This is a genomic window from Promicromonospora alba (assembly GCF_042654905.1).
GTDB lineage: Bacteria > Actinomycetota > Actinomycetes > Actinomycetales > Cellulomonadaceae > Promicromonospora > Promicromonospora alba.
In genome coordinates this window covers 204653-215216 of sequence record NZ_JBHSFI010000010.1, presented here as the reverse complement: position 1 = coordinate 215216, position 10564 = coordinate 204653, and the positions used below count along the sequence as shown (strand labels likewise).

9 protein-coding genes and 1 pseudogene are annotated in these 10564 nt (G+C 71.0%); 5 read left to right on the top strand and 5 right to left on the bottom strand.

Features of this window, described 5'->3' with window-relative positions; translation table 11 throughout:
* Window positions 1–395: pseudogene (locus ACFO6V_RS27770) on the bottom strand (UDP-glucose 6-dehydrogenase); the annotation flags it as partial.
* A gap of 223 nt (window positions 396–618) precedes the next feature.
* On the opposite strand from ACFO6V_RS27770, the gene ACFO6V_RS27765 reads away from it, so the two are divergent.
* The 3 genes from ACFO6V_RS27765 to ACFO6V_RS27755 all read left to right on the top strand — a co-directional run bounded on the left by ACFO6V_RS27765 (window position 619) and on the right by ACFO6V_RS27755 (window position 4083).
* Complete coding sequence (locus ACFO6V_RS27765) at window positions 619–1860, top strand: cytidylyltransferase domain-containing protein (protein ID WP_377142334.1); 1242 nt, start codon at window positions 619–621, stop codon at window positions 1858–1860.
* A gap of 75 nt (window positions 1861–1935) precedes the next feature.
* Entirely contained in the window at window positions 1936–2829 is an 894-nt protein-coding gene (locus ACFO6V_RS27760) for an N-acetylneuraminate synthase family protein (protein ID WP_377142331.1), read from the top strand.
* Between the two features lie 210 nt (window positions 2830–3039).
* A complete protein-coding gene (locus ACFO6V_RS27755) occupies window positions 3040–4083 on the top strand; it encodes a glycosyltransferase family 2 protein (RefSeq protein ID WP_377142329.1) in 1044 nt (347 codons plus the stop codon).
* Between the two features lie 96 nt (window positions 4084–4179).
* On the opposite strand, the gene ACFO6V_RS27750 is transcribed toward ACFO6V_RS27755, so the two are convergent.
* Together ACFO6V_RS27750 and ACFO6V_RS27745 are read right to left on the bottom strand one after the other, a co-directional pair.
* Complete coding sequence (locus tag ACFO6V_RS27750) at window positions 4180–5406, bottom strand: DUF6716 putative glycosyltransferase (protein ID WP_377142326.1); 1227 nt, start codon at window positions 5404–5406, stop codon at window positions 4180–4182.
* Complete coding sequence (locus tag ACFO6V_RS27745) at window positions 5403–6476, bottom strand: hypothetical protein (protein ID WP_377142323.1); 1074 nt, start codon at window positions 6474–6476, stop codon at window positions 5403–5405. Before ACFO6V_RS27745 ends, ACFO6V_RS27750 begins: the two co-directional genes overlap by 4 nt.
* A 162-nt stretch (window positions 6477–6638) precedes the next feature.
* Here ACFO6V_RS27745 and ACFO6V_RS27740 point away from each other — a divergent pair, with 162 nt between their 5' ends.
* Entirely contained in the window at window positions 6639–7634 is a 996-nt protein-coding gene (locus tag ACFO6V_RS27740; RefSeq protein ID WP_377142320.1) for an ABC transporter permease, read from the top strand.
* The gene (locus ACFO6V_RS27735; protein ID WP_377142317.1) at window positions 7627–8646 is read left to right on the top strand and encodes an ABC transporter ATP-binding protein; all 1020 of its coding nucleotides are present in this window, start codon (window positions 7627–7629) and stop codon (window positions 8644–8646) included. The genes ACFO6V_RS27740 and ACFO6V_RS27735 overlap by 8 nt, the downstream gene beginning before the upstream one ends.
* Before the next feature lie 76 nt (window positions 8647–8722).
* On the opposite strand, the gene cysC is transcribed toward ACFO6V_RS27735, so the two are convergent.
* Window positions 8723–10015, bottom strand: coding sequence for an adenylyl-sulfate kinase (gene cysC, locus ACFO6V_RS27730; protein WP_377142314.1), 1293 nt, complete (start codon window positions 10013–10015; stop codon window positions 8723–8725).
* Window positions 10012–10564: sulfite exporter TauE/SafE family protein (locus ACFO6V_RS27725; RefSeq protein WP_377142311.1), on the bottom strand; the 553-nt coding region annotated here is incomplete at its 5' end. The genes cysC and ACFO6V_RS27725, both read right to left, overlap by 4 nt.

Sequence of the window (10564 nt, the reverse complement as noted above, 5' to 3'; positions counted from 1 at the left end):
GGGTGCTCGGTGCGGACGCGTTCGGTGAACCCGACGGGGATCGTGGACTTGACCACGATCGTCGCGTCGGGCGCGACCTGTAGTACCTGGGTGATCACGGACTCGACCGAGGACGTGTCGAAGAAGTTGGTGACCTCGTCGTAGTTCGTCGGGGTCGCGATGACCACCACCTGCGCACCGGCGAAGGCCGCCGCGGCGTCCAGCGTCGCAGTGAGGTCGAGCTCCTTCGTGGCCAGGTAGTCCTCGAGCTCCACGTCCACGATCGGGCTCTTGCGCTCGTTCACCAGCGCGACCTTCGAAGCGTCCACGTCCACCGCCCACACCTCGTGGTGCTGGGCGAGCAGGACGGCGTTCGACAGGCCGACGTAGCCCGTTCCGACAACAGCGATCTTCATGGGTGAATCCTCTCAGACATGTTCAGGCGCGTACGACGGACGCGAACGGCCCGATGGCCTCATGGATTCCTCAGCACGTAGCCCGAGCGGGTCCGGCACCCCCCGATGACCAGGGGCGTGGCGGGGAGCGATACAGTGGACAGCCGCCCTGCATGCGTTCGCGGTGGCGGCGCGGGACCTGGTTGACCAGGGCCCTGCCCAAGTCAGCCCGTCAGAGGAAAGCATGCCAGAAGCAGCCGGCCCGTCGGCCATCGTGATCATCCCTGCCCGCGGTGGTTCGCAGGGGGTCCCGCTGAAGAACCTGGCCCGGGTGGACGGCATCACGCTCGTCGGCCGGGCGGTCCAGGCCGCGTCGGCGGCCCCGTCGGTAGCAACCGTCGTCGTCTCGACGGACCACGACGAGATCGCGGCCGAGGCGCGGTCGCACGGAGCTCGTGTGGTGGTCCGCCCCGCGGAGATCGCCGGGGGGACCGCGTCGTCGGAGTCCGCGCTGCTGCACGTCCTGGAGCGCGTCGAGGCCGGTGACGGGGGCCTGCCCCCGCAGGAGATCCCGCCGGTCACCGTGCTGGTGCAGTGCACCTCACCGTTCATCGATCCCGCGGACCTGGACGCAGCCGTCCGGACCGTCGCCGAGGGGGAGAAGGACGTGGTCGTCGCCGTCTCGGAGACGCACGACTTCCAGTGGCGGATCGACGACGGCGTGGCGAGCCCTGTGGGCCACACCACCGAGTACCGCGAACGGCGTCAGGAGCGGGCCCCGCACTACCGGGAGACCGGCGCCTTCTACGTGATGCGCACCGACGGGTTCCGGGAGAGCAGGACGCGGTTCTTCGGTGACGTGGGCATCCAGCCGGTCGCGGCGGAGTGGTCGATCGAGATCGACGAGCCGCGCGACCTCTGGCTCGCGCGCCAGCTCGTGGACCAGAGCGTCGACGCCGCCCCGGAGCCGCTGGACGTCGACGCCCTGGTGACGGACTTCGACGGCGTGCACACCGACGACCACGCCTACGTCGACCAGGACGGGACCGAGCAGGTCAGGGTGAGCCGTGGCGACGGGATGGGCATCTCCCGCCTGCGGCGCACGGGCATCCCGATCCTGATCCTGTCCACCGAGACCAACAAGGTCGTCGCCTCCCGCGCGAGCAAGCTGCGCGTCGAGGTGCTGCACGGCGTCGAGGACAAGGCCACGGCACTGCGCGGCTGGCTCGCGGAGCACGGTCTCGACCCGGCGCGGGTCGCCTACGTCGGCAACGACGTCAACGACCTGGCCGCCATGGAGGTCGTCGGATGGCCGATCGCGGTCGCCGACGCGCGTCCCGAGGTGAAGGCGCAGGCCAGGATCGTGCTGTCGCGCGACGGCGGGAACGGTGCGGTTCGTGAGGTCTGTGACCGTATACTCGCTTCGCGTCCGGGTGAAGTCGCTCTCAGCGCTGGCACCGCCCAGGCCCCCGTCGTCGCCGGATAGCCATCTTTCGGCCCGTACGAGCACTACCCCGCACGAGCACTACCCTGTGCATGACATCTTCGGAAGGACCTCGATATGAGCGCGACCACCGCGCAGCCCACACCGGTCGCCATCGGCGAGCACCAGGTGGGCGCTGACCAGCCGGTCTACGTGATCGGCGAGATCGGCATCAACCACAACGGTGACGTCGAGATCGCCAAGAAGCTGATCGACGTCGCGGTCGATGCCGGCTGCCAGGCTGTGAAGTTCCAGAAGCGCACTCCGGAGATCAGCACTCCGAAGGACCAGCGGGACAAGATCCGTCAGACGCCCTGGGGCGAGATGACGTACCTCGAGTACAAGTACAAGGTCGAGTTCGAGGAGCCGGAGTACACGGAGATCGACGCGTACGCCAAGGACAAGGGCGTGCAGTGGTTCGCCTCTCCGTGGGACGCGCCGTCGGTGGACTTCCTGGAGAAGATGGGCGTGCCGACCCACAAGGTCGCCTCGGCATCGGTCACGGACCACGAGATGCTTCGCGCGCTGGCCGCGACCGGCAAGCCGATCATCCTGTCGACCGGGATGTCGACGCTGGAGCAGATCGACGCCGCAGTGGAGATCCTGGACACGAGCAAGCTCGTGATCCTGCACTCCACCTCGACCTACCCGCTTCCCCCTGAGGAGGCGAACCTGCGCACCATCACGACGCTGCAGCAGCGCTACGGCGTGCCCGTCGGCTACTCGGGTCACGAGACCGGCCTGCAGATCTCGATCGCGGCCGTCGCGCTGGGCGCCGTCGCCGTCGAGCGGCACATCACGCTCGACCGCGCCATGTGGGGCTCGGACCATGCCTCCTCGCTCGAGCCCAAGGGCCTCGAGACGCTGGTGCGCGACATCCGCATCCTCGAGAAGGCTCTCGGCGACGGCCAGAAGCGCGTCATGCCCGGCGAGTTCTCGCCGATGTCGCGCCTCCGTCGCGTCGACGCCTGAGCCGTAGGCGCAGCGCAGGGTGAGGGCCGAGGAACGAGGCACTCGCCCGGAGCGTAGCCGCAGGCTCAGGCGTGAAAGATAGAACCTGAGCCGTAGGTACATGGTCGGAGGCGGGCGCCGCACTCGCGGTGCCCGCCTCCGATGTTCCTGGATCCGACAGAACCCAAGACTGTGGCCGAACCTGGCCCGGCCATCGCGAGAGGGGGCCACGTGCCCGAGCGGGTTGAGGCGGCGAGCATGCCGTTGGTGACGGTGGTCGCCGTCGTACGTGACGAGGAGCCATACCTCGAGGCGATGGTGCGGTCCGTCCTGGAACAGGATTACCCGCACCCGCTGCACATGGTGCTGGCGGTGGGTCCGTCGCAGGACCGCACGCACGAGATCGCCGAGAAGCTCAGCGCCGAGACCGGCCGGGTCACCGTCGTGGACAACCCGACGGGCTCCAAGCCGCTCGGCCTCAACGCGGGCCTGGCGCGGATGCCGGAGGGCCACTCGATCTTCGTCCGGGTGGACGGCCACACCGTCGTGGAGCCCACCTACGTGCGCCGCGCGGTGGAAGCCCTGCAGACCGCCGGGGCGGACGGCGTGGGTGGCCGCATGATGCCCGTCGGCGACATCCCCGTGCAGAAGGCCGTGGCACGGGCGATGAGCCACCCGGCAGGCCTCGGCGCGGCCTCCTTCCACACGGGCGGCAGCGCAGGCCCGGCCGAGACGGTCTACCTGGGCACGTTCCGCCGCGAGGCGCTGGAGCGGGTGGGCGGCTACTCGCCGGTGTACGTGCGGGCGCAGGACTGGGAGCTGTGCCTCCGGCTGCGGAACAGCGGCAGCCTGCTGTGGTTCGACCCGTCACTCGTGGTCGAGTACAAGCCGCGCCGCACGCTGGGCGCCGTGGCCACCCAGTTCTGGCGGACCGGCATGTGGCGCCGCGAGGTGGTGCGCCGCAACCCCGGCACCGCCAGCCTTCGTTACCTGGCCCCGCCGACTGCCGTCATCGGGCTCGGGGTGTCCCTGCTGCTCGCCGTCGTGGGCGCCGTCACGGGTGTGCTGCCGCTGACGCTGATCGGGCTCACGCCACCCGCCGTCTACCTGCTGGGCGTGCTCGGCGCCTCGGCGCACGCCGCGACCCGCCGTCCGCGGCTCGACCTGCCCTCTGCGCTGGCTCTGCCCGCGACGCTCGTGACGATGCACATGGCCTGGGGCGCGGGATTCCTGCGCGGCCTCACGGAAAGCGTCCGGGTCGACGACGGCGTCTGACCCCGAGCGAGCTCCGCGAAGTAGAGCGCCTGTCCGGGTTTCCCTGGTGACATCAGGGAAACCCGGACAGGCGCTCTACTTCGCGGAACTCGCGGGTCAGGCCTGCTTTTCCTTGTCCACAAGGAGCCGGACCGAGCGGTTCGACCGCCGGGCCACGTCGTAGACGAACTTGGGCATGTACATCTGCAGCGTCATCCGCAGGTAGCGGGCCAGGAGCCACGGCTTGACCTCGGCCAGCGGCGTCAGCGTCCCCGTCTCGCGGCGCGCCGCGAGGTCCCGGACGGCCGCCGGCAGCTCCGACTCGGAGGTGTGCAGGTAGTTGTCCTCGAGCCAGGCGGGATCCGGCTCCGGGCCACCGGCGCGGAACGCCTCCGCGGCGTCGGCGACGTGCATCACGCAGCCGCTGCCGACGAACGGCGCGTTGAGCAGCTCGGCGCTGACCCCGAAGTCGTCGATGATGACGGTGGACAGGCCGAGGGCCAGGGACTCCATGGCGGCGGTCGAGCTCACCGTCATCAACGCGGATCCCGGCTGGAGCCACTCGGCCATCGGACCGTCGACGAACCGGAGGGTGTCGCTGCGGTGCCCGAGCTGGGCGTGCTCGGCGTCCCACAGCTCGTCGTACGGGAACGCCTCGTTGTGCGTCTGCCGCTCGCCCTTGCGGGCGCGGAGCTTGACGATGACCTCGAACTCGTCGTCCGCGAGGCGGGCGAGACGGTCCAGCAGGGCGACGCGGTCGGGCCGGCTCTCCGGCACCTTGGCCTGCGCGGCGAAGATGATCCGCTTGACTGGCTCGGTGCCGAGGCTGGCCGACATGTGCTCGAGGAACGGCAGGTGCGCCAGCGGCACGTCGGGGGCGACGCCGTGCGCGGCGAACGACTCCCGGTAGGCGTCGATCTCCAGCCTGCTGTGCACCACGAAGGCATCGCACCAGCGGCGCCAGCCGGTGCCCTTCGGCGTGGCGGGCAGCGCCATGCCGGGCAGGCCCGTCACGAGCGCGGGACGGCGCTTGCCCGTGGCGGCGACGATCGCGCGCGCCACGACCTCGGCGACCGGGCCGGTGGCGGCGATGAGCACGACGTCGGGCGTGTTCTCACGGATCTGTGCGGCGAGGTCCCGGACGGGCAGCACGGCGGGGCGGACCACTGAAGATCCCGCGACGGCGGCGGCGATCTGGCTGGTGGTCGGCGCGATCGGCGTCTTGACGATCACCGCCGAACGGTCGAGACCCTCCTCGTCGGCCGGGCCGAGCCTGTCCAGCGTCGCGCATGCCCACTTCAGGTACGAGTCGCTGTCCGCGACTGCGAGCACGCGGATGGTCATTCGTTCTCCTCCGGGGAGTCGATCTCTTTGACGTCCTCGGCGGCGGCACGGGCTTGCCGGGCGAGCTCGACGACGCTGGTCAGGTGTGCTCGGTGGTCGGCCGAGGCGCGCTGGGTCCACCAGTCGGCGGGCACGTCGAGCGCGGTGACGGGGACACCGAGTGGTGAAATGATAGTGGTCAACAGGATGGTCGACGTCGACGGCAGGCTGATCACGCGCTGGCCGGACCGCAGGCCGCGCAGCCGGATCTCCACGGGGGCGCCGGGCGCGTCGACGGTGACACCGTCGATCGAGGCCAGCGCGGCGAGCAGCTCCGGCGTCTGGCGGCGATGGGGGAGGTAGCGCAACGCTCCCTCCTCGGCCAGCGACCGGATCCAGTCGAGGTACCGGTCCGGATCGATCAGCCCGTCGGCGGGCATGCCCGAGCCGACGACGATGGTGGGCTCGGGCATCGACTCGTCCGCGGGCTGCGCGGCGAGCCAGCCGAAGCGGTTGGGCCGGACGTCGAAGCCCTGGGCCCGCAGGCCGGTCGCCAGGTCGGGTGAAAGTGGAAGTGCGGTGAAGATCGTGACGCGGCCGTCGGCGGCCAGGGACCGCAGGCGGCCGGCGGCCACGGCACCGAGCCGACGGCGGGGTGCCCGCGCGGGCTTGCCGATGCGGATCAGCGGGTCGCTGCGTACCAGGAGGCGGCACAGCTCGAGGGTCGCCAGGCCGTCGTCGACCAGAACTACACGTTCGGGACGTCGCAGGGGAACCGTGGCCTGGAAGAGGCCGGAGAAGGCGTCGCCGACGAGCCAGACGGGTTCCCGGGCGGTGAGCGCGCTGCGCCGGCCTGCGAGGTCGAAGGTCAGACCCTCGGGAAGGGCGAGGCCACGTACGGCGGACAGGGCGTCGCCCAGGGCGGGGACGTCGTCGCGCACGTGGACGTTGGTGTCGGTGCCGCCGTATCCGGCGGCGTGCGCTTCGACCGTGCAGAGCAGCTGCAGCGGCGACTCGACCAGGGCGCCGGCGACACGCGGTGACGCGGCTCGCGGGTCCGTGGCCCGAGGAGCGGGACGGGGGTGATGCACGCGGTGCAGTCTCTCACGGGAGAGGTCCGCCGAGGTCCAGAGGTGTGGTCCCAGGTGCCCCGAACAGGCCTCGGTCACCCTGCTAGGGTTCGGGACCGGCTAGGATCGAACGGCCGGAATGTCGCCGGCAGTGCCCCCGACCAGACAGGTATTTCCCCTACCGTGAGCACACCTACTACCGACGCGGTGGCGCCCGGGGCGCCTTCCGCCAGCGGTGATGCGAAGCAGCCACCGCCGCCGATCGTGCCGAGCACGACGTCGGCCGAACGGCTCGCCCTCGCGAAGCAGTACGGGCTACGCCCCCTGAACGTCCGCCCCCCGCTGGGCGAGTACATCCGTGAGCTGACGAAGCGCTGGGCGTTCATCCGCGTCCTGGCCACGTCGACGGCCTACGCGAAGAACCAGAACAACTACCTGGGCCAGCTCTGGGCAGTGCTCAACCCGATCCTCAACGCGGGCGTGTACGTGCTGATCTTCGGGGTGATCCTGCGCCTCAGCCGCGAGATGGACAACTCGATCGCGTTCATCGTGATCGGCGTCTTCATGTACCGCTTCATCGAAGCCTCGGTGACGGGCGGCGCCAAGTCCATCAGCGGCAAGACGCAGCTGCTGCGCTCGCTCCACTTCCCACGCGCGGTGCTGCCGATGTCGACGGTGCTGTCGCTGCTGACCACGCTCATCCCCGCGATCGTGGTGATGTGTGCCATCACCCTGCTGAGCGGGTTCCTGCCGACGTACGAGATGATCCACGTGACGTGGTGGTGGCTGCTGCTGCCCGCCGCGATCGCGCTGATGTGGGTCTTCAACATGGGGATCGCCTTCATCATGGCCCGGGCCGTGGCCACCACGCCGGACGTCGAGAACGTCCTGCCCTTCGTCATGCGCGTCGTGATGTACGCGTCGGGCGTGATCTTCCCGGTGACCGTCAAGCTGAACGAGCTGCAGATGGCGGAGCCGGCGAAGACGATCGTCACCGGCGTCCTCGACTACCAGCCGGTGGCCGTCTACCTCTACCTGGTGCGCTCCATCCTGATGCAGGAGGAGCTGTTCCCGCCCAGCGGCCTGATGTGGGCGCTCGGCGGCGCGTGGGCAGTGCTGTTCTTCGTGATCGGTTTCATCGTCTTCTGGCGCGGCGAGGAGAGGTACGGACGTGACTGAGGCCGACGACCACATGGACTTCGACCTCGAGGTCGAGCCGGAGGACGAGGGGGAGGAGGCGCTCGAGACCGACCTGGGCGAACCCTGCCTCGTGGTGGACGACCTGAACGTCGTCTACCGGGTCATCGGCGGCCGGGCCAAGAAGGAGGCCGAGAAGCAGGGCGCGGAGGTTCGCGAGGTCAAGGTCAAGGTCCCCTTCTTCAAGCGGCTGCTCCAGGCGGGACGCGGACACGTCGGTGCCGTGAGCGAGATCCACGCCGTGCGCGGTGTCTCGTTCACCGTGCGGCACGGAGAGTCGGTAGGCATCGTCGGCGTGAACGGCTCCGGGAAGAGCACCATGCTCCGGGCGATCGCCGGGCTCATGCCTCCCAGGTCGGGCAGCGTGCACGTCTCGGGCGAGCCGTCGCTGCTTGGTGTGAACGCGGCGCTGATGCCGCAGCTCACCGGCGAGCGCAACATCATGATCGGCGGCCTCGCCCTCGGGCTCACGCCCAAGCAGGTCGACGAGCGGTTCGACGAGGTGGTGGAGTTCGCCGGGATCGGTGACTTCGTCTACCTGCCGATGAAGACGTACTCGTCCGGCATGGGCGCGCGCCTGCGGTTCGCGATCTCCTCGTCCGCCTCGCCGGACATCCTGATGATCGACGAGGCCCTCGCCACCGGCGACGCGGCCTTCAAGGAGCGCAGCAAGGCGCGCATCGAGCAGGTCCGCGAGAACGCGGGCACCGTGTTCCTCGTGAGCCACTCGATCTCGACGATCGAGGCGATGTGCACGCGCGTGCTGTGGATGCACCAGGGCCAGCTGGTCATGGACGGTCCCGTGCACGAGGTGGCCGAGGCGTACAAGGACTTCGTGCGGGCGCAGCGGCCGGGTAACCGGGGCATGAGCCCGGCGCGCCGCAGGGCGCACCTGCGCAAGAAGGCGCGGGAAGAGGCGGAGCAGAGGGCCGCTGCCAAGGCGCAGCAGAAGGCTGAGTCCGAGGCGAAGAAGGCAGCCGAGAGCCGCGCGTGACCGCTGAGGTAGTCATCTGGCGAGGTAGTCGTTCAGCGACTACCTCGCCAGACGTCTACCCCAGCGGGGAGGCAGGTCAGGGGAGCAGGGTTGCCAGGTGGCGGCGGACCGTCTCCACGGCTTCCGGGACCGGGACGTCGGTGGTGTCGATGACCAGCTCGGCGTCGTCGGGCTCCTCGTAGGGCGAGGAGATGCCCGTGAACTCCGCGATCTCGCCCGCCCGCGCCTTGGCGTAGAAGCCCTTGCGGTCGCGGGCCTCGCACACCGCCAGCGGTGTGCTGACGTGCACCAGGACGAAGTGCGCCCCGGCCTCCTCGGCCAGCGTCCGCACCCTGGCCCGGCCGGCCGCGAACGGCGCGATCGGCGCGGCGACGGCGATACCACCGTGCTTGGCCACGAGGGCGGCGACGTACCCGATGCGCTCCACGTTGGTCTCCCGGGACTCACGATCGAACCCGAGTCCCTTCGACAGGTGGTGCCGCACTTCGTCGCCGTCGAGCAGGGTGGTTCCCAGGCCGTCGTCCTCCAGCTCGGCGGCCAGGGCGCGGGCCACCGTGGACTTGCCCGAGCCCGACAAGCCGGTGAAGAACACGACGACGCCCCGGCGGCGGGCGCCGCCCGTGGCGGCGCGGGACACCTCGGCGGCCGAGGCGGGCGGGTACAGCGCCCGCACCGCCTCGTCCCGGACGTCCGGCAGCGCCGCCACCCGCTCGGCCGTGGCCGGTGAGCGGTGCGCGGGGAGCGGCTCGGTGCGGGCGGCACCGTACGCGGCGGCCACCTCCTCGAGCGTCGTCCCGCCCAGGCCGGACCACGGTACGGCGACGGTGGTCACCTGCGCCCCGGCCTGCCCGGTCAGCGAGTCGGCGAGCCCCAGTGCCGATCGGACGAGCCCCGGGGCGCCGACGGTGCCAGGCGCCGGAGCGCGGCGGGCGACGGGGACCAGCAGCAGCACCGGGCCGGCGCCGCCGTTCGTGGCGGCGCCCGTGCCGGACACGAGGGTCACCGCGGCGTCGAGCTCCTCGCGGGTCGGGACCTCGGTGACGAGCAGCGCGAGGCTCTGCTGGGCGTCGCCCCCCGGGCGTTCCCCGAGGGCCGCACGCACAGCGCGGGCCGGCCGGCGGACGGCGGCGTCCCACTGCGGGCCGATCGCTGCCGGCACGGGCTTGAGCGGCTCGAGCACGCCGGACAGCTCGCCGGGCAGCGCCGTGAGGCGGGCCAGCGGGGTGTTCTCGGCGTCGGTCAGGACGACGTCGGCCGGGACGCCCGGCAGGGCCGCGGCGAGCGAGGACGCCGAGAGCGCGCCGCCGAGGGCCAGCTCGACGAGGTCCAGCTCGTCGTCGGACAGGACGCGGGTGGGGGTGTCGGTCATCTGCGGGGGCTCGTTTCTGCGGTGTCGTCGGCCGGTTCGTCGATCGGGTCGCTCGAGGGCCCGTCGGCGAGCTCCTCCGGGGTGGAGTCTGCCTCGGAAACGGCTGGTGCCGCACCGAAGCGACGCTTGACCAGGAACCACAGCAGGTTGCCCAGGACCAGCGCTGCCGCGGCGGCGCCCAGCACCACGGGGAGGCTCGCGCCGAGCAGCTTGAGCCCCGACGCGAGCAGCAGGATCGCCAGCGCGCGGCGGATGATGCCGCCTGGCGCCCGGGCGGACACGTGGGCGCCGAACCACGCGCCGGGGATCGCGCCGATGAGCAGGGACGTCGTCAGGCCGAGCGAGAAGTCGCCGTACAAGAGGTGGCCGAGCGACGCCGCCGCGACGAGCGGCACCGCCTGGACCAGGTCGGTGCCGACCAGCTGGGACGCCTTGAGCGCCGGGTAGAGCAGCAGGAGCACGACGATGACGATGGAGCCGGCGCCCACCGACGTCATGCCCACCAGGAGCCCGGCCACGGCGCCGAGGATCACGGTGGGGACGGGGCGC

Bases quoted from the DNA above. Each gene is read 5' to 3' on its own strand.
- ACFO6V_RS27765 (WP_377142334.1), top strand. From the start codon at position 619: ATGCCAGAAGCAGCCGGCCCGTCGGCCATCGTGATCATCCCTGCCCGC.
- ACFO6V_RS27760 (WP_377142331.1), top strand. From the start codon at position 1,936: ATGAGCGCGACCACCGCGCAGCCCACACCGGTCGCCATCGGCGAGCAC.
- ACFO6V_RS27750 (WP_377142326.1), bottom strand. From the start codon at position 5,406: ATGACCATCCGCGTGCTCGCAGTCGCGGACAGCGACTCGTACCTGAAG.
- cysC (WP_377142314.1), bottom strand. From the start codon at position 10,015: ATGACCGACACCCCCACCCGCGTCCTGTCCGACGACGAGCTGGACCTC.